Origin of the sequence: Streptococcus mitis bv. 2 str. SK95, from assembly GCF_000222705.1 — a bacterium.
Classification (GTDB): domain Bacteria; phylum Bacillota; class Bacilli; order Lactobacillales; family Streptococcaceae; genus Streptococcus; species Streptococcus mitis_AY.
This window is the reverse complement of the sequence record NZ_AFUB01000053.1, coordinates 1-18,072: the sequence shown is the minus strand read 5'-3', so window position 1 is coordinate 18,072 and position 18,072 is coordinate 1. Positions and strand designations below refer to the sequence as shown.

Genomic DNA, 18,072 nt, shown 5'->3' with positions numbered 1-18,072 from the left:
TATCATGTTTCTAAAATATGTCAAGCGTTTTGCAGAATTTTTTATTCCCTTTCTTTTTTCTCTGATTATTATTGCTCGTTTTTGAGCGATATTCTCTTTTTCCTCAAAAAAATATCTTTATATTAGAGGATTCAAAGCTTTTTATTTACATTTTCTTTCATTTTTTCGTGAAAATTTGCCAGATTTCCTTTACTTGATTTCTGGCAATCGTTTGACATATTTTTCTCTTTTTTAACATAAAAGACTTGCTTTTTTTGCCGAAAACGTTTACTATTAATAATAGAATAGAACTTATGGAGGAAAGATAAAATGGAATGGACAACTGAGCGCCGTTATAGACGCTATGAAGACTGGTCTAATGATGAAATCAAGCAAATCAAGGAAAAGATGGCACAATCTCCTTGGCATACTCGTTACCATGTCGAGCCTAAAATGGGGCTTCTCAATGATCCAAATGGCTTTTCTTATTTCGATGGCAAATGGATTCTCTTTTACCAGAACTTCCCCTTTGGTGCAGCCCATGGGTTGAAGTCTTGGGTGCAGCTTGAAAGTGATGATTTAGTGCACTTTACAGAAACTGGAGTCAAAGTTTTACCAGATACTCCATTAGATAGCCACGGTGCCTACTCTGGTTCTGCTATGCAATTTGGCGATCAGTTATTCCTATTTTATACCGGAAATGTCCGTGATGAAAACTGGATCCGTCACCCATACCAGATTGGGGCTTTGATGGATAAGGATGGCAAGATTACAAAGATTGACAAGATCTTGATTGACCAGCCTGCAGACTCTACAGACCACTTCCGCGACCCGCAAATTTTTAACTTCAAAGGTCAATACTATGCTATCGTCGGTGGACAGGATTTGGAGAAAAAAGGCTTTGTTCGTCTCTACAAGGCTATAGATAATGACTACACCAACTGGCAAGCAGTTGGCGACCTTGACTTCGCTAACGATCGCACTGCCTACATGATGGAATGCCCAAATCTGGTCTTTGTAGGGGAGCAACCTGTCCTTCTCTACTGCCCACAAGGTTTGGATAAGGACGTTCTAGACTATGATAATATCTTTCCAAACATGTACAAAATCGGGGCTTCCTTTGATCCTGAAAATGCTAAAATGGTAGATGTGTCTCCATTGCAAAATCTAGACTATGGTTTTGAAGCCTATGCAACTCAAGCCTTCAACGCTCCTGACGGACGTGCATTGGCAGTAAGTTGGCTTGGTTTACCAGATGTAGCCTACCCATCTGATCGATTTGATTATCAAGGTGCCCTCTCACTGGTTAAGGAACTGACCATCAAAGATGGGAAACTCTACCAATACCCTGTCGCAGCTATCAAAGAACTTCGTGCTTCTGAAGAGGTCTTCTCAAATCGTACTCAAACCAATAACACCTATGAACTCGAGCTCAACTTGGTGGCCAATAGCCAGAGCGAGATTGTCTTACTAGCTAATAAAGAAGGCAAGGGACTTTCAATCAACTTTGACCTTGGCAATGGACAGGTAACTGTGGATCGTAGCCAGGCTGGTGAACAGTACGCCCAAGAATTTGGCACCACTCGTTCTTGTTCAATCGACAATCAAGCTACTACTGCTAACATCTTCATCGACAATTCTGTCTTTGAAATTTTCATCAATAAAGGAGAAAAAGTATTTTCTGGTCGCGTCTTTCCGCATGCCGATCAAAACGGTATCCTGATCAAATCTGGAAACCCAACCGGAACCTACTATGAATTAGATTATGGTCGCAAAACTAACTGATGTCGCAAAACTTGCAGGCGTCAGCCCCACTACCGTCTCACGGGTTATCAATAAAAAAGGGTATCTGTCTGAAAAAACCATTCTCAAGGTCAATGAAGCCATGCGAGAGCTAGGCTATAAGCCCAATAATCTGGCTCGAAGTCTCCAAGGAAAATCTGCCAAGTTGATTGGACTCATTTTTCCAAACATCAGTCATGTCTTTTATGCAGAATTGATTGATAAGTTGGAACACCAACTCTTCAAGAATGGGTATAAAACCATCATCTGTAACAGCGAGCATGACTCTGAGAAGGAACGCGAATACATCGAAATGCTGGAGGCCAATCAAGTCGACGGTATCATTTCTGGAAGTCACAACTTGGGAATCGAAGACTACAATCGTGTGACAGCACCGATTATTTCCTTTGACCGAAACCTATCACCAGACATCCCTGTCGTCTCCTCTGATAACTACGGTGGTGGGATCCTCGCAGCTCAAACTCTGGTCAAGACAGGCGCCCAGTCTATCATCATGATTACAGGAAATGACAACTCGAACTCACCGACTGGACTGCGCCATGCTGGCTTTGCCTCTGTTCTCCCGAAAGCGCCTATCATCAATGTTTCGAGTGACTTTTCTCCCGTCAGAAAAGAAATGGAAATCAAGAATATCTTGACCCATCAGAAACCAGATGCGATTTTTGCTTCGGATGATTTGACAGCCATTTTGGTTATCAAAATCGCTCAGGAGCTAGGTATCTCTGTTCCCGATGAGCTCAAGGTCATCGGCTATGATGGGACTTACTTTATCGAAAACTACTATCCTCATTTGACAACGATTAAGCAGCCTCTAAAAGAGATTGCCCACCTAACTGTCGATCTTCTCCTGCAGAAAATTGAAGGCAAGGAAGTTGCGACAACTGGTTATTTCTTACCCGTTACTCTATTACCTGGAAAAAGTATTTAAGCATAAAAAACTCAGACCAATTCGTCTGAGTTTTTTATGATCTTAAGTTTTCGAGATAACGCTGAGCTGTCTCTAAGTTGAAAGTTTTATCTGCGATGAGGCGCTCAACGAGGGGAGCAACCTCGGACTCACTAGCACCAGCTAGGAGAGCTAGGGATTTGGCCTGTAATTTCATGTGGCCTTGCTGGATGCCTGTACTCACCAAGGCTTTGAGGGCCGCAAAGTTTTGTGCAAGACCGATTGACACGATAATCTGAGCTAATTCCTTGGCAGAAGGATTTCCTAGTAGTTCATGGCTGAGGGCTACACGTGGGTTGAGACCGATAGAGCCACCCTTGGTCGCTACAGGCATGGGTAAGGTCATCTCACCAACTAATTCTTCTCTTTCCATGTCCAGCTTCCATTGACTAAGGCCTTGATAACGTCCATCTCGACTGGCAAAGGCATGGGCCCCAGCTTCGATGGCACGCCAGTCATTACCAGTGGCAATCAAAATGGCATCGATACCATTAAAAATCCCTTTATTATGAGTAGCCGCTCGGTAAGGATCAGCCTGCGCAAACTGGCTAGCCAAAGCTATTTTCTCTGCAATTTCTCGTCCTTGATCCCTTTGAGGGCTCAAATAACGAAAGGCGATACGACAGCTTGCAGTCACCAGAGAATCGGTCGCGTAGTTGGACAAGATACCCATGAGACTCTGTCCCTGACTGAGTTCTTCTAAGACTGGCTTCAAAGCCTCCAGCATGGTGTTGAGCATATTGGCTCCCATGGCTTCCTGGGTATCAACATGGAGATAAACAACAAGAAAGTCTGTTTCACCTTTGATCTGCTCTACATGCAAATCACGCGCCCCGCCACCACGTTTAACGATAGAAGGATAGGCTTGATTAGCAAGTTCCAAGAGCTCCGCCTTCTTGCTGGCAATTTTATCTTGCGCTTGTTCAGGATTAGCAACTTGGTAAAGAGCTACCTGACCAATCATCTGGCGCTCATGTACTTGAGCAGTAAAGCCACCTGCTCGCTTGATGATTTTACTTGCATAGCTAGCTGCAGCAACCACTGACGGCTCTTCTGTCACATAGGGAACTATGTAGTCCTGACCGTTCACCAAAAGCTCTGGAATGATAGAATACGGCAGAGAAAAAGTTCCCACTACATTCTCACTCAGCTGATCTGCAACAGCTAAGCTGACTTGTTCATCCTGCTCTAGACTGGTTTGCTTTTCAGGACCAAGGAGCTCCTGAGCTCGCAACAACTCAAGGCGCTCATGGTATGATTTTTTAGAAAATCCATTCCAACTTATCTTCATTATTTTTCAACCTTGCTATAACGGCGTTGGTGGTTGAGAATTTCAACCAAGGCATAGTCTTGATGTTCATAAGCTGCAAATTGGGCTGAACCAGATTCATCCAACTGTACCTCTTCGAAGAAGACCTTTTCATAGTCTGCAACAGACAATGCTGTACGTTGTTTGAGTTTGCTCAAGCGATCCTTATCAAGGTAAGCCTCATAGCCTTCGACCAATTCACCACTAAAGAACTCTGAAACCGCTCCACTTCCGTAACTGTAGAGGGCAATTTTATCTCCAGCCTTCAAATTCTCTGCATTTTCCAAAAGAGAGAGGAGCCCGAGGAAGAGGGAACCTGTATAGATATTCCCAATCATCTGACTGTAGAGAATTGATTTGTCAAAGTTTTCTTGCAAACTATCCTGTTTTTCCTGAGACAAAGTCTTATCCATCATCTTGCGCAAGCCTTTTAGGGCCAACTTAGGATAAGGCAAGTGGAAGCAGATAGCCGCAAAGTCATCCATCGTCCAATCATAGCGTTTCTTGTATTCATCCCAAGTCGTTGTCAGGCAATCAAGATACTGTTGGGTCGAGTACATGCCGTTTACATAAGGAGTGCTTGAATAGTTCGGACGCCAGAAATCCATGATGTCTCGCGTTTGAGCAACGTTATCATTGTTAAAGGCCATGATGCGCGGATTTTGCGTGATCAACATCGCTACACTTCCAGCACCCTGAGTTGGTTCACCAGGAGTTCCCACACCATACTTGGCAATATCACTGGCAATGACCAAAACCTTAGACTCTGGAGAATTTTCCACATGCAACTTGGCATAATGAAGGGCAGCTGTCGCTCCATAGCAGGCTTCTTTGATTTCAAAGCTACGGGCGAAAGGCTGAATGCCTAATAGACCATGAACAAAGACTGCCGCTGCTTTACTCTGATCAATCCCTGACTCAGTCGCGACGATGACCATATCGATTTCTTCTTTTTCTTTGTCTGTTAAAATAGAGTTGCTTGCACTAGCTGCCAAGGTAACAATGTCCTCAGTCAGTGGCGCAATACTAATTTCATTTAACAAGAGTCCCTTGCTAAATTTTTCGGGGTCAACTCCCCTCGCTTCTGCTAAGTCTTGTAATTTCAAGACATATTGACTGGTTGCAAAACCAATCTTATCAATACCGATTGTCATATTTACCTCTGTTTTTTCATTCATTGTAAAAAATCGTTTCATTCTATTTTATCACAAATAGGGGCAAAAGAGAGAAAAAAGACTTGATTCACCAAATCAAGTCTTTGCTTTGACTGCATTAGGAAGAGATTCCTCGTTGTTTTCGGATGTAGTAATAAAGCTTTAAAATCACCGTTCCACTTGCCATTCCAATGGAAATAACAAGGGCTAACATAACCACCAAAGTCGCGCTGGCAAGGGCATGACTGTAATCGCCCGTCACAAAGAAAGCTGTCGTCCGATAGGATAGATAACCTGGCACCAAGGGGGCAAGAATAGCCAAGACAAAGACCACCGCTGGCGTCTTATAGACAATACTTAAAATCTGGCTGATACAAGAGCCTACCACCGCCGCAATAAAGGTCGCAACAATAACATTGGTTGGTTCTTTGAGTACGAGATAGAGGAGCCAAACACCCATTCCCAAAACCCCACCAGGCAGAAGCATGGATCGTTGGACATTCAATACGATTAGAAAGTTTATAATGGCGAGCAAACTCGCCACTGCTTGGAGTAAAATACTTGTTAGAGTCATCTTATGTCATCAAAACCAGGGCGACAGAGGTGCCGGCCCCTAAAGCGAGGGTAATGAGCAGGGATTCAAACATCTTGCTCATACCAGAGTTGATATGATTGGTCATGATATCCCGTACCGCATTGGTCAGAGCAATCCCTGGAACAAAGGGCATGACGGCTCCTGCTATGATTAGGTCTGCCGTCGAAGGAAATCCAGTATAGCGAGCCCAGAACTGGGCAATCAAGCCAAAAACAAAGGCACCCGCAAAAGCTGTTACAAAAGGAATTCGGATAAACTTCTCGACATAGAGAGAGAAAGCAAAACCAAACAAGGTCGCAACGCCTGCTCCAAAAGCATCATAGACATTGCCGCCAAACATAATCGAGAAGAAAGGAGCACTGAGGGTTGCTGCTACAGTCACTTGGAGCTTGCTATAAGGAAGAGCTTGATTTCTGATTTCCTTCAGCTTTTTAAAAGCTGTAGAAAGATCAATCTGGCCACCCACAAGTTCTCGTGATACTTGGTTGACATCACAGACTTTTTCGATGTTATAGGAGGATGACGTCACCCGTTTCATCCGAGAAATATTGGTATTTTCAATAGAGAAGAAAATAGCTGCGGGCATGGCAAGAACATTGCAATCCACTATTCCCTGTGAATGGGCAATGCGAATCATGGTGTCCTCAACCCGATGAATCTCCGAACCACTTTTCAAGAGAATGGTTCCAGCTAGCATAATCACATCAATGACAGCATTTAACTCTTTTGATTCGTCCATTTTCTACTCCTATTTTCTACTCCCTTTATTCTATCACAAAAGTTCATGAAAAAAAATCTTTGTCATGATTTCATGACAAAGATTGGGTTAATTTCGTTCATTACTTGACGTTCTACTGCCATCTGAAGAATCCGTTGTAGGGTTGCTACCTTGATTGTTACTCTGTGAAGGCGTCGTGTCTGTTCCTGGATTTCCGTGTTGAGACGAACTTGATGAAGAAGGAAGTGGTTTTGGTTTATAAATAGAAATCTTAACACGTGTTTTATTGAGATCTACCTTTTCTCCAGGTTTAGGGTCCTGACTAACAACTGTTCCTGCAGTAGTTCCTTCAGGAGCAGTCGATACTTCCACAACTTCGATATTAGCTTCTTTTACACCTACAATCTGAGTCAAATTGTTCTTAGTAAATTCGAGACTTGAACCAATGTAACTTGGCATCGAAACACTGGTCACCTTCTTAGCAACTGTTAGGGTAATCGTGCTGGCTTTCGTGAGATCGTAAGTACTTCCTGCAGCTGGGGTTTGCCTAATGACTGTTCCTGGATCGCTTTCGCTAGATTCCTCTTCCTCAATCTTGATAAGATTTTCTGGAACCTTTTTCTCTTTGAGCTCTGCGACAACATCCGAGGACTTACGTCCTACATAGTTACTTAGTTGGAAGGATTGCTTACCTGAAGACACGATTAGATTTACTTTGCTTCCTTCTTTTCGACCACTTCCAGCTTCTGGGTCTGTTCGAATGACGCGACCTTCGGCTACTGTCTCACTGGCCTCTGTTTTTTCTTCACCTACTTCAAAATTAGCCTTTTTAAGGGCTTCTTTTGCCTCTGCTACTGTCTGTCCCGATACATTTGGAATAGCAATAGTCGCCGGAGTTCGGGAGAAGATCCAAATCAAAGAGGCTGCAACTAGCAAGGCACTGGCCAGTAAAATCATGTAGCGAGCTTTAAACTTCCGTTTTTTAGCTGGTTTTGGTACTGGTGCTTCATCTACCACCTGCTGAGTCTGCTCTTTTGATTGAGGTCGCTCTAATTGTGGCTTAGCCTTCGGAATAGAGGTTAGAGTGCTTTGTGGAACTTTAGGCAAGGTCTTGGTATCAACCTTGCTTGCCTCATCAAAGACTAGCTTTGGTTCTCTTCTACGATTGTGAGACAAACAACTCGACAAGTCCACATACATTTCTGATACAGACTGGTAGCGATCTGTCAATTTCTTGGCCGTTGCCTTGATAACGACATTTTCCAAAGCTTGTGGTACTGCTGGATTCTCAGCAATAACAGATGGAAGTGGTTTTTGGAAATGCTGGAGGGCAATAGTCACTGCACTATCCCCATCATAAGGGATATGTCCAGTCAACATTTCATAGAAAATAATCCCCATAGCATAGATGTCACTCTGCACAGTTGCCTTGGAACCACGAGCCTGCTCAGGTGAGAGATAGTGGACTGAACCGAGCATGGAATTGGTCTGTGTCAGACTGGTCTCTGCAAAGGCCACGGCAATCCCAAAGTCTGTAACTTTGGCAGTTCCATCTGGTGTCAAGAGGATATTTTGAGGTTTCAAATCTCGGTGGATAATCCCTCTCGTATGCGCCAGACGCATCGCCAAGAGAATCTGTCCCATAATACGGACGGCTTCTTCATTTGAGAGAGGGGAGTGTTCTTTGATATAACGTTTGAGGTCAAGCCCTGCCACATACTCCATAGCTAGATACTGCTGACCGTCTTCCTCACCGATATCTGTTATTCGAACGATATGGGGATGATCCAGATCCGCCATGGCTCTCGCTTCACGTTGAAAACGTGCCACAGCAATCGGATCTGTCTGATAGTTAGTCCTCAGGACCTTAACTGCCACTTCTTCCCCGTCTAGGATCAAATCCTTGGCCAAGTAAACATCCGCCATGCCTCCTCGACCAATCTGTTTGACAATCCGATATCGTCCGGCAAAAATCTTGCCGATCTGGATCATTCTACTTCCTCCTCATTCATGTGAACAAGGGCAACGGTGATATTGTCTAAACCACCTGCATTGTTGGCAAAACGAATCAAAGTTGCCGCCTTGTCTGCCAAGGAAATATCACTCGTTACAATATCGTAGATATCGCTTCCTGAGATCATATTGGTCAAGCCGTCACTGTTGAGCAAGAGGTAGTCTCCTGGCTCTAGGCTAACCATGCCAAAATCTGGTTGAATTTCATCTTTTTGCCCAATGGATTGGGTAATGATATTTTTCTGCGGATGAACTTCTGCCTCCTCTGGAGTTAGCTGGCCAGCCTTTAGCAGAGCATTAACCAAAGAATGATCACTTGTGAGCTGGCGATAATCTTCACCACGGATCAAACCAATACGAGAATCACCAATATGGGCATAAATAGCTTGATTTCCAATAATGGCTACTGCTTCAAGCGTTGTTCCCATCCCCTTATAGGCTTCGTCTTTCCCCATCTGATGAATTTTTTGATTTTCAAGTTCCAGATAGTGGGCAAACCATTCACGGATCTCATTGACGGTGTCGATTTGGGTATCAACCCAAGCCACGCCCAGATCTGTCACCGCCATCTCACTAGCGATATTGCCTGCACGGTGGCCTCCCATCCCATCAGCCAAGAGGATCATGGTGCGCCCTGCTCGGTTGACAAAGTGATTGACATAGTCTTGGTTATTTGTTCGTTTCTGACCAACATCTGTTAATAATGCTATTTCCATTGTGTCAGTTCCTTCCTAATCTGATATCTTGCGGAATTGGCTGATAAAGAATCCATCACTTCCGTATAGTTCAGGAGTAATCAAGATACAGCCATCCTTCAAAATATCCTTGCATTCGTGTTCTAGTTTAACCTGCTCGAACTCGGGGTGACTTTCTAAAAATGCCTGAACGACTTGAAAGTTTTCCTCTGAGACGATAGTGCAGGTACTATACGTTATTATACCACCTTTTCGTAAGGTTTGACAAACACTACCTAGTATTTCCAGCTGAATTTGCTGTAATGATGCGAAATCCGCCATTTCTTTATTGTATTTGATATCCGGTTTTCGGCGCAAGAGTCCAATCCCAGAACAAGGAGCATCTACTAAAATCTTGTCAAACGAGTCACGATCGAAAAACTCATGAACTTTTCTGGCGTCCAATTTTTGCGTTTGCACTCGATCTGCTACCCCCAAACGTTGGGCGTTTTCTTGGATCAAGTCCAACTTGTGATCATAAAGGTCCAAAGCCGTCACCTTACCCGATGTGAGGTAAGAGGCCATATGGACTGTTTTTCCGCCAGGAGCGGCACAGGCATCCAGTACCTGCTCATCACCTTGTAGACGAAGGGTCGGAGCAACCAATTGACTGGACTCGTCTTGTATGGTAATGGCTCCTTCTGCGAACAAATCATGGCCTGCAAAGTGACCTTGCTCCTTGACCAGACCAGTGGTTGCCAAGAGAGAATCAGTCGCCTCTAACAAAGCTTTGATTTCCTCTTTTCGACTCAAGTCGGTCACCCGGATACTCGCTTTGTTGCGCACCAAGAGACTTTCAAAAATAGCTTGCGCTCGCTCTTCGCCGTATTCTTCCTTGAGCTTAGATACTAGCCAAACTGGGAGAGAATAGGCAATGGAATCACGCTTGTTTTTGCGTTTAATACTGTCAATGTCTGGCCACCCTTCTCGCAAGATACGACGAAGGACGGCGTTGACCAATTTTTCACTGCCTTTTTTACGGACTTTGGCTATTTCCACAGCTTCATTGACTACAGCGTGATTAGGAACCTTATCCAGATACCGAAGTTGGTAGGCGCTCAGAAGGAGCAGGATATAGAGCCAGTTATCTAGCTTATCCCGGTCTTCGATAAAGTGGGACAGGTACCATTCCAGAGTCAGTTTACGTGCTACCGTTCCGTAGACAATCTCAGTTACCAAGCCCTTGTCCGCTGCCGAGAGTTGACTCCCCTTGAGGTGTTTGTTTAAGGCAATATTTGAGTATGCTTGGTTAACCAAAACATCCTCTAATACTGCTAGGGCTAGACTTCTAGCCGTTTCTACTTTAGTCACCAAATCGCTCTCCTACAGTCAATGTCCGTCCAACTCCGTTGAGGAAGGAAGTAATGTCCATCTTAGGCTTCCCAGCTGGCTGCACTTGCTTGAGAGACAGAGCCCCTTCTGCCGTAGCGACAATCAATTCCTTCTTGCCAATTGAGAGGATCTCGCCTGGAGCTCCCTGACCTTCTACAGGTAGGGCTTCATAGATCTTAAAGCGGTCTCCCTTGAGAAAAGTATGGGCAACAGGCCATGGATTCATCCCTCGGATTTGGTTAAAAAGTTGACGGTTAGTTTTGTTCCAATCCAGTTTTTCTTCTTCTGGCTTGATATTTGGCGAGAAAGTGACTTGGCTTGGATCCTGAGGCACAGGTTTGATCTCCCCAGCAATATAGCCAGGAAGGGTGTCCAAAAGCAAGTCACGACCAACAATCGCTAATTTCTCAAATAAGGTGCCGACATTGTCCTCATCTGTGATAGGAATACTGCGACGAGAAATCATATCCCCTGCATCCATTTCCTTGACCATCTCCATAATGGTCACACCAGCTTCCTCATCCCCTTGAATCAAGGCATAGTGAATGGGGGCGCCACCACGGTGTTTTGGAAGAAGGGAGGCGTGAACGTTGACCGCAAAGTCCATGCTATCAAGGAGTTTACTTGGGAGAAATTGCCCAAAAGCAGCAGTCACAATCCCATCCGCTCCTAGCTTCATAATGGCTTCCATCTCTGGACTTCCAGATAATTTTTCAGGCTGGTAGATAGGAAGGCCAGCTTCTTTGGCAGCCTGCTTGACTGGGGTTTCTTGGATTACTTTTTTACGACCGACAGCGCGGTCTGGCTGGGTCACAACAGCTAGAATCTCGTAACGATCATCTGATAACAACCCCTTCAAAACTGTCGCTGAAAAATCGGGAGTTCCCATAAAGATTAGTTTTGTCATTTCTTCTCCTTCTTATAAAAATTGTTGCGGCTCATGGTCAATACTGAGACGAAGCTCGCTATTTTCCCGTTCTTGAGTAAGAGCCAAGACATGATTCAGAGTTGGTCCCAGCTCATCTTCTAAACGGTATTTAATCAAAATCTGGTAATGATAAAGGTTGTGAGTACGGGCGATGGGTTTTGGCGTTGGTCCAAGGATTTTACTAGTTTCCGATAAACCTGAGCGCAAAATTCCCATGACTTCATAGGCACGTTTGACAACCTCTTCTTCTTTCTTGTGAGAGAGGGTAATCCCAATCGTGAAATAATAAGGCGGGTAGCCGAGTTGGCGCCTGATACCCATTTCATAGGCATAAAAGCCTTCATAGTCTTGGTCTTTAGCAAAACGAATGGCATAATGCTCTGGATTGTAAGACTGGATCAAGACCTGCCCAGCTTTTTCTGCCCGACCTGCCCGACCTGCCACCTGAGTTAAGAGTTGGAAGGTTCTCTCAGAAGAACGGAAATCAGGCAAGTTTAGGGCCGTATCCGCATTGAGCACTCCGACTAGGGTCACATTGGGAAAATCCAAGCCCTTAGCAATCATCTGAGTTCCCAACAAGATATCTGCTTCCCCTCGCCCAAACTGGTCAAGAAGAGCTTGGTGACTGCCTTTCTTTCGAGTCGTATCCACATCCATCCGCAAAATGTGTGCCTGAGGAAAGAGTTCTGCTAGCTCGTCATAAGCCTTCTGTGTCCCTGTCCCATAGTAACGAATGCTGCGGCTCTGACAGTTGGGACAGACATGAGGAATTCCCTTCGAAAAGCCACAATAATGGCAGTTCATGGTCTTGGTATCCATGTGGAGAGTCAAGGAAATGTCACAGTTGGGACAACTATCCACCGTCCCACACTCCCGACACATAACAAAGCTAGAATAACCCCGACGGTTGAGCATGAGGACTACCTGCTCTTTTTTATCCAGACGGTCTTGGATAGCTTCTAGCAAAGGAGGGGTAAAGTTTGACGTCTCATTCTGCCCGATATAGTCACGAAAGTCAATCACTTGAACCTCAGGAATGGTGGCTAAAGGATTGGCCCGTTGGGTCAGACGTAAGTGTTGATAGACACCTTTTCCAGCCCGCGCACGGCTTTCTAAGCTCGGTGTTGCCGAACCAAGGACCAGGGCTGCTTGATTGTACTGGGCTCGTAAAATGGCGACCTCTCTAGCATGATAACGGGGATTGCTGTCTTGCTTGTAGCTAGCTTCATGCTCTTCATCGATAATGATGACACCGAGATTTTTCAGAGGAGCAAAGATGGCCGATCTGGCTCCAACAACAACTTGAGCATCTCCACGCTCGACCTTGCGCCATTCGTCGTACTTTTCACCATTGGACAGGCCTGAGTGAAGAATGGCCACTTTCTCGCCAAAACGAGCAATGAAACGCTCCGTCATTTGTGGCGTCAGAGAAATCTCAGGTACCAGCAAAATAGCCGTCTTACCCTTGTCCAAGGCTCCTTGGATAATCTGCAAGTAAACCTCAGTTTTCCCACTTCCTGTAATCCCTTGAAGGAGGAAGGGAGGTTGTTGACTGCCAATAGCACTGACAACGGCATCACGCGCCTGTCTTTGTTCAGAATTCAATTCCAAAGGTTGGCTGGCTTCAATGCCTTCGAAATAAGCAGCTGAACGTTGCACTTCCTTTTGGACTATGGACACAGCACCTTGCTCCACAAAGAAATTGACTTGCTCCCGCGAGTAGGATTCTAACAAACTAGCCAGAGGCGCACTTTCAGGATGAGACAGCAGATAGTCTCTCAGTTCTGCCTTTTTCTTAGCACGCGCAGAAATCTCAATACCTTCTAACTGCTCAACATGGATCTCATACCAAGACTGGGTCTTGACCTTCTTTTGATCGACTGCCTGGTATTCTAAGCGGAGCAGACCTTTCCTAGTCAAACGCATCATCTCAGCCTGCTTGGCCAAGTCTAGAGAAGAAAAGGCTAGCGAATCTTCTGAACCAAACAAGCGCTCTTTGTCTTGCCGACTCAAACCTTCCAGAGGATAGAGAATCTTATCATAACTGGAATTTAAAAATCCCGGTAGCATGGCTTTTAGGATGGAGATTTTGTAAGAAAAGACGGACTTTCGTAGCTCCTCAGCTAGCCAGAGTTGCTCTTGAGTCAAGACAGGAGAAAAGTCTAGCACCTCTGCAATCTCTTTCAAGTCCTGATCAGCCACTTCTTCATCCGACTGGAACTCCAAGCCCAACACAATTCCTTGGATTAAACGATTGCCCTTGCCGAAGGGGACATGGACCCGCATACCGACTTCCAGCATGTCTATAAATTCCTCAGGGACCTTGTAACTGTAGGGCTGGTCCGTCTGCATTAGGGGAACATCCACGATAATCTTTGCGATCGCCATCTTCTCACCTCCTTCTTGTCAGTAAATTCTTGCAATAGAAAAAATAAGATTGAGTCCCCCCAACCTTAAATTTTTTCACCATCTTCTTTTTCTTTAGCGATTTGCTCTTTAATTTTCTTTTCTTCTTCTTCTCTGCGGCGTTTTTCTTCTTCGATACGGAGACGAACCGCTTCACGTTTTCCTTCTGGATCTGGGTGAATCGTAACGTTTCCAGACTCGATTTCTTCTAAAGCACGAAGAGTTGATTTTTCAGACTTAAACTCTTGAGTTGCTGGCGCGCCTGCTTCTAGTTCGTGGGCACGCTTTGCTTCCAAGATTACGAGTGAATATTTTGATGGTACCTTGTCCAGCAAGGTATCGATAGAGGGTTTTAACATCATTTGCTTGTACCTGTTTCCTATAGTTTATCGAGTAGTTGGAGATTTTGGCAACATCTCCTGGTAGTGACCAATGACACGGTCCACACGGAAGTGTTCTGCTTCGATCACACGCTTGACACGTTCAGCGGCGAGGGGCACCTGATCGTTGACAATGGCATAATCATACTCACGCATGAGGGCAATTTCTTCCTTGGCTTTTTCGATTCGTTGGGCAATCACTTCAGCGCTATCTGTTCCACGACCTACCAAACGATCTTGTAATTCATCCAAATCTGGTGGTGTTAGGAAGATAAAGACAGCATCTGGAACTTTCTTCTTAACCTGAAGAGCTCCCTGCACTTCAATCTCCAGAAAGACATCGATTCCCTTGTCCAAAGTTTCATTGACATAGGTCAGAGGAGTTCCATAGTAGTTACCGACATATTCTGCATATTCCAACATCTGACCTTGACGGATCAGCTCTTCAAACTCTTCACGAGTACGGAAGAAATAGTCCACCCCGTCCACTTCACCAGGACGTTGCGCACGCGTCGTCATCGATACAGAGTATTGAAATTGATTCTCAGAACTCTCAAAAATCTCTCTTCTAACCGTTCCTTTCCCAACTCCTGAAGGACCAGAAAAAACGATTAGCAAGCCTCGGTCTGCCATTATGTCTCCTTTAGTTAGTCTGTGAAATAAAGTGAAATTTCTCTCGGATACTGATGATCACGTCAGTTATCCTTCTACAGTCTTTCTATCTAGTGTAACAAAAAAGCAGTAATTTTTCAACTGCTCTTTCTTATTTATTTAGCATAATCTACTGCACGAAGTTCGCGGATCACGGTTACCTTGATATTTCCTGGGTAATCGAGATTATTTTCAATTTTCTCACGAACTTTGTGAGCCAAGATTGTGACTTTGTCGTCTTTGATTTGTCCTGGATTAACCATGATACGGATTTCACGACCTGCTTGAAGGGCAAAGCTATTTTGCACTCCTTCAAAGCCATTGGCAATTTCTTCCAAATCATGGAGACGCTTGATATAGCTTTCAAGAGACTCGCTACGAGCACCTGGACGTGCTGCACTCAAGGCATCTGCTGCAGCAACGATCACTGCAATGACGCTTTCGGCTTCCACATCGCCGTGGTGGCTAGCAATAGTATTCACCACAACTGGGTGTTCCTTGTACTTGCGTGCCAACTCCGTACCAATCTCAACGTGGCTACCTTCAACCTCGCGGTCAATAGCTTTCCCGATGTCATGAAGGAATCCAGCACGACGGGCAAGAGCTGCATTTTCACCAAGTTCACTGGCGATGATACCAGATAACTTAGCAACCTCAATCGAATGACGCAAGACATTTTGTCCATATGAAGTACGGAACTGCAAGCGTCCCATGATCTTCATTAAGTCTGGATGAAGGTTTGGCGCACCAATCTCATAGGCAGCAGCCTCACCATATTCACGGATTTTATTGTCAATCTCCTGACGGTTTTTCTCCACCAACTCCTCGATACGAGCTGGGTGGATACGGCCATCCTTGAGCAACATTTCCATGGTCATGCGCGCAATCTCACGACGAATCGGATCAAATCCTGACAAGGTCACCACTTCCGGTGTATCGTCGATAATCACATCGACCCCTGTCAAACTTTCAAAGGTACGAATATTTCGACCTTCGCGTCCGATAATGCGACCCTTCATAGTATCATCTGGCAGGTGAACTGTCGAGTTTGTTGACTCTGCTACATAATCACCAGCAATACGCTGCATGGCCTGAACCAAGATATCTTTAGCAATCTTGTCTGAACGTTCCTTGACTTCCTGCTCAGCCTCACGAATGCGACTAGCAATTTCCTTGGTCAAGTTTTCCTCTGTTTGAGCCAAGATAATATCTCGAGCCTCAGCTTGGGAAAGGGAACCGATACGTTCAAGTTCAGCTTCTTTTTGTCTTTCGACTTCCTCTAATTGCTCTTCACGTGCATCAAGGTTTTTTGCTCTATCAGAAATACTTTGTTCTTTTTGTTCAAGTGTCTTTTCTTTGTTCGTCAAATTGTCGTCTTTGCGGTCAAGACTCGTAGCTCTCTCCGTCAAACGACTTTCAATTTGCTTGAGTTCCTGACGTTCTGACTTAAATTCAGCGTCCACTTCTTCACGGTATTTTCTGGCTTCCTCTTTGGCCTCCAATAGTGCTTCTTTTTTAAGAGACTTGCTTTCGCTCTTAGCTTCATTTAGTAATAAATCCGCTTCGCGCTCAGCTTGTCCTCGTAAATTAGTTGCTTCTTGTTCAGCATTTAGAAGCATCAACTCTGCAGCCTCTTGAGATGATTTCATCTTAGCTGAGATGCTGACATATCCAATGACTAAACCAATGATGACGGCAAAAACAACAATCGCAATGGTCATGATTTCCATGTTTTTACCTCATTAAATTTGTTTATCGAATGACATACATTCCTTAATATTCTATCATAAAAAACCGATTTTCACAAACCCAAATTGAAGAGTGTCTATATATTTTTCGAGGGTCTTACTCGAAAAATTATTTTGCTTTATAGTATTCTAATTCTTTTTCTGGTAATTTGCCAATTTCAAATTCAAGGCTGTCATTTTCATTGTATTTGTATACCAAGTTCCTTAACTCTTTTATTTCCGAACCTTTTTCCCACAAATAATGTAACAACTCTTTAAAATATGATTTTTTCTTATCAATAACTTCAATAATATTTTCCGAAGCAATACTAGAATACTCCTCTTTTAGAATTGCTTTATCAATCTCATACCGATAAAGTTCACTCTCTAAGGTGTCATACAGATATCCCTCATGAAATCCTGTCGGTTTCTCTTCAAAATATTTCACAAGTGACATAAGTACACTCTCTGTTTCTTCCCAACCATTCATCCAATTGATAATGTAGTCTGCTTTCTCATTATTATCAGTTATATTTGAAAGTTCTTCTAACGACTTCTGGAACTCTCTCAAACTTGGTTTTTTTACTTTTGAATTTTTATTTTCTACAACTCTTTCACCTATATCTACATAATAAATTTTATAAATTAGTGATAAAATTTTCCCAAGGTCATCATCTCTCAAATTACTCTTTTTCAAAATGTTATCTATGACTTCTTCTGTAGATACCATTTGATGTTGATTTAGCTTAAATTTGCTATAAATAAGTTCCTTTGTTGACCCAATTTCCTCACTATTTAAAATTACAATAATTTTAAACCTTTTATTCTCAGAAAGATAGTCAATATAACCCAATAAATCATTGTAATCTGAAGGGTTATCTGAAGTTTCTGCATATGAAACACGCTCAAAATCATCAAAAATAATGATAGAATCTCGCTTCATCAAATCCGTTCCAACTGTTTTAAAGAACCATTTAAAAACTCCTCCAACAAGTGGAATAAAGTCCAAATTTCCAAGTATGGATTGTTTTTCTATTTCATTGATCAATATTTTCTCGGCTTGCTCTCTTGTTTTTATCCCAAAGCAGGAAATATAATAGATTTCTTTCTTTTTATAAATTTGATTTTCAAAAAATGTCTTTATAAAAAATGTTTTCCCACTCCCCCAAGAACCATCCAACCAGAAGACATTATGAATAGAGTCTGGACTATTTAAAAACTCTACCAGATGAGTTTGATAAGGATAGTCATCCAAATCATATTCCGGAAACAGCTCTGGATCCAGTTTCTTATAACTAACTTTTTTTAAAATTATGTCTAAAAACCAGAATAGTATTGTTGGTATAGTCAGTGCTAACAATAGTATTACACGATTCTCATACAAAATTGAAATAATA

Annotated in this window: 15 protein-coding genes; 2 read left to right on the top strand and 13 right to left on the bottom strand. The window is 43.5% G+C overall.

Features of this window, described 5'->3' with window-relative positions; translation table 11 throughout:
* Positions 1–309: 309 nt before the first annotated feature.
* Together HMPREF9965_RS10060 and HMPREF9965_RS10055 are read left to right on the top strand one after the other, a co-directional pair.
* Complete coding sequence (locus HMPREF9965_RS10060; protein WP_000455337.1) at positions 310–1,764, top strand: sucrose-6-phosphate hydrolase; 1,455 nt, start codon at positions 310–312, stop codon at positions 1,762–1,764.
* On the top strand, positions 1,745–2,710 hold the full coding sequence (locus HMPREF9965_RS10055) for a LacI family DNA-binding transcriptional regulator (RefSeq protein WP_000225976.1): 966 nt from the start codon (positions 1,745–1,747) through the stop codon (positions 2,708–2,710). Before HMPREF9965_RS10060 ends, HMPREF9965_RS10055 begins: the two co-directional genes overlap by 20 nt.
* 34 nt (positions 2,711–2,744) lie before the next feature.
* Here HMPREF9965_RS10055 and HMPREF9965_RS10050 read toward each other — a convergent pair whose 3' ends face one another.
* From HMPREF9965_RS10050 to HMPREF9965_RS12655, 13 genes are all read right to left on the bottom strand, one after another.
* The gene (locus tag HMPREF9965_RS10050; RefSeq protein WP_000704365.1) at positions 2,745–4,019 is read right to left on the bottom strand and encodes a hydroxymethylglutaryl-CoA reductase, degradative; all 1,275 of its coding nucleotides are present in this window, start codon (positions 4,017–4,019) and stop codon (positions 2,745–2,747) included.
* Positions 4,019–5,191, bottom strand: coding sequence for a hydroxymethylglutaryl-CoA synthase (locus tag HMPREF9965_RS10045; protein WP_025170860.1), 1,173 nt, complete (start codon positions 5,189–5,191; stop codon positions 4,019–4,021). The genes HMPREF9965_RS10050 and HMPREF9965_RS10045 overlap by 1 nt, the downstream gene beginning before the upstream one ends.
* 118 nt (positions 5,192–5,309) lie before the next feature.
* Complete coding sequence (locus tag HMPREF9965_RS10040; RefSeq protein ID WP_000176900.1) at positions 5,310–5,765, bottom strand: threonine/serine exporter family protein; 456 nt, start codon at positions 5,763–5,765, stop codon at positions 5,310–5,312.
* A gap of 1 nt (position 5,766) precedes the next feature.
* The gene (locus HMPREF9965_RS10035; RefSeq protein WP_000344526.1) at positions 5,767–6,525 is read right to left on the bottom strand and encodes a threonine/serine exporter family protein; all 759 of its coding nucleotides are present in this window, start codon (positions 6,523–6,525) and stop codon (positions 5,767–5,769) included.
* Between the two features lie 87 nt (positions 6,526–6,612).
* On the bottom strand, positions 6,613–8,496 hold the full coding sequence (pknB, locus tag HMPREF9965_RS10030; RefSeq protein ID WP_000614514.1) for a Stk1 family PASTA domain-containing Ser/Thr kinase: 1,884 nt from the start codon (positions 8,494–8,496) through the stop codon (positions 6,613–6,615).
* Entirely contained in the window at positions 8,493–9,233 is a 741-nt protein-coding gene (locus tag HMPREF9965_RS10025) for a Stp1/IreP family PP2C-type Ser/Thr phosphatase (RefSeq protein ID WP_000401537.1), read from the bottom strand. The genes pknB and HMPREF9965_RS10025 overlap by 4 nt, the downstream gene beginning before the upstream one ends.
* Before the next feature lie 15 nt (positions 9,234–9,248).
* A complete protein-coding gene (gene rsmB / locus HMPREF9965_RS10020) occupies positions 9,249–10,562 on the bottom strand; it encodes a 16S rRNA (cytosine(967)-C(5))-methyltransferase RsmB (RefSeq protein ID WP_004243995.1) in 1,314 nt (437 codons plus the stop codon).
* Positions 10,555–11,490, bottom strand: a complete 936-nt coding sequence (gene fmt / locus HMPREF9965_RS10015; RefSeq protein ID WP_000163657.1) for a methionyl-tRNA formyltransferase — start codon at positions 11,488–11,490, stop codon at positions 10,555–10,557. Before fmt ends, rsmB begins: the two co-directional genes overlap by 8 nt.
* A 12-nt stretch (positions 11,491–11,502) precedes the next feature.
* Positions 11,503–13,899, bottom strand: coding sequence for a primosomal protein N' (locus tag HMPREF9965_RS10010; RefSeq protein ID WP_000951891.1), 2,397 nt, complete (start codon positions 13,897–13,899; stop codon positions 11,503–11,505).
* Between the two features lie 65 nt (positions 13,900–13,964).
* Entirely contained in the window at positions 13,965–14,279 is a 315-nt protein-coding gene (gene rpoZ / locus HMPREF9965_RS10005; RefSeq protein ID WP_002875802.1) for a DNA-directed RNA polymerase subunit omega, read from the bottom strand.
* 24 nt (positions 14,280–14,303) lie between these two features.
* Positions 14,304–14,930, bottom strand: a complete 627-nt coding sequence (gene gmk / locus HMPREF9965_RS10000; protein ID WP_000775041.1) for a guanylate kinase — start codon at positions 14,928–14,930, stop codon at positions 14,304–14,306.
* 134 nt (positions 14,931–15,064) lie between these two features.
* Positions 15,065–16,678 carry a ribonuclease Y gene (locus tag HMPREF9965_RS09995; RefSeq protein WP_000404953.1) on the bottom strand — a complete coding sequence of 538 codons (1,614 nt, stop codon included), beginning with the start codon at positions 16,676–16,678 and terminating at the stop codon, positions 15,065–15,067.
* A 127-nt stretch (positions 16,679–16,805) separates the two neighbouring features.
* The coding region (locus HMPREF9965_RS12655) for a P-loop NTPase fold protein (RefSeq protein WP_000530791.1) at positions 16,806–18,072 on the bottom strand (1,267 nt) is incomplete at its 5' end.

Excerpts from the sequence above, each read along its gene's own strand:
- HMPREF9965_RS10010 (WP_000951891.1), bottom strand. The coding sequence starts at position 13,899 with ATGGCGATCGCAAAGATTATCGTGGATGTTCCCCTAATGCAGACGGAC.
- pknB (WP_000614514.1), bottom strand. The coding sequence starts at position 8,496 with ATGATCCAGATCGGCAAGATTTTTGCCGGACGATATCGGATTGTCAAA.
- HMPREF9965_RS10035 (WP_000344526.1), bottom strand. The coding sequence starts at position 6,525 with ATGGACGAATCAAAAGAGTTAAATGCTGTCATTGATGTGATTATGCTA.
- HMPREF9965_RS10050 (WP_000704365.1), bottom strand. The coding sequence starts at position 4,019 with ATGAAGATAAGTTGGAATGGATTTTCTAAAAAATCATACCATGAGCGC.
- HMPREF9965_RS10055 (WP_000225976.1), top strand. The coding sequence starts at position 1,745 with ATGGTCGCAAAACTAACTGATGTCGCAAAACTTGCAGGCGTCAGCCCC.
- HMPREF9965_RS10025 (WP_000401537.1), bottom strand. The coding sequence starts at position 9,233 with ATGGAAATAGCATTATTAACAGATGTTGGTCAGAAACGAACAAATAAC.
- fmt (WP_000163657.1), bottom strand. The coding sequence starts at position 11,490 with ATGACAAAACTAATCTTTATGGGAACTCCCGATTTTTCAGCGACAGTT.
- HMPREF9965_RS10060 (WP_000455337.1), top strand. The coding sequence starts at position 310 with ATGGAATGGACAACTGAGCGCCGTTATAGACGCTATGAAGACTGGTCT.
- HMPREF9965_RS10045 (WP_025170860.1), bottom strand. The coding sequence starts at position 5,191 with ATGACAATCGGTATTGATAAGATTGGTTTTGCAACCAGTCAATATGTC.
- gmk (WP_000775041.1), bottom strand. The coding sequence starts at position 14,930 with ATGGCAGACCGAGGCTTGCTAATCGTTTTTTCTGGTCCTTCAGGAGTT.
- HMPREF9965_RS10040 (WP_000176900.1), bottom strand. The coding sequence starts at position 5,765 with ATGACTCTAACAAGTATTTTACTCCAAGCAGTGGCGAGTTTGCTCGCC.
- HMPREF9965_RS09995 (WP_000404953.1), bottom strand. The coding sequence starts at position 16,678 with ATGGAAATCATGACCATTGCGATTGTTGTTTTTGCCGTCATCATTGGT.
- rpoZ (WP_002875802.1), bottom strand. The coding sequence starts at position 14,279 with ATGATGTTAAAACCCTCTATCGATACCTTGCTGGACAAGGTACCATCA.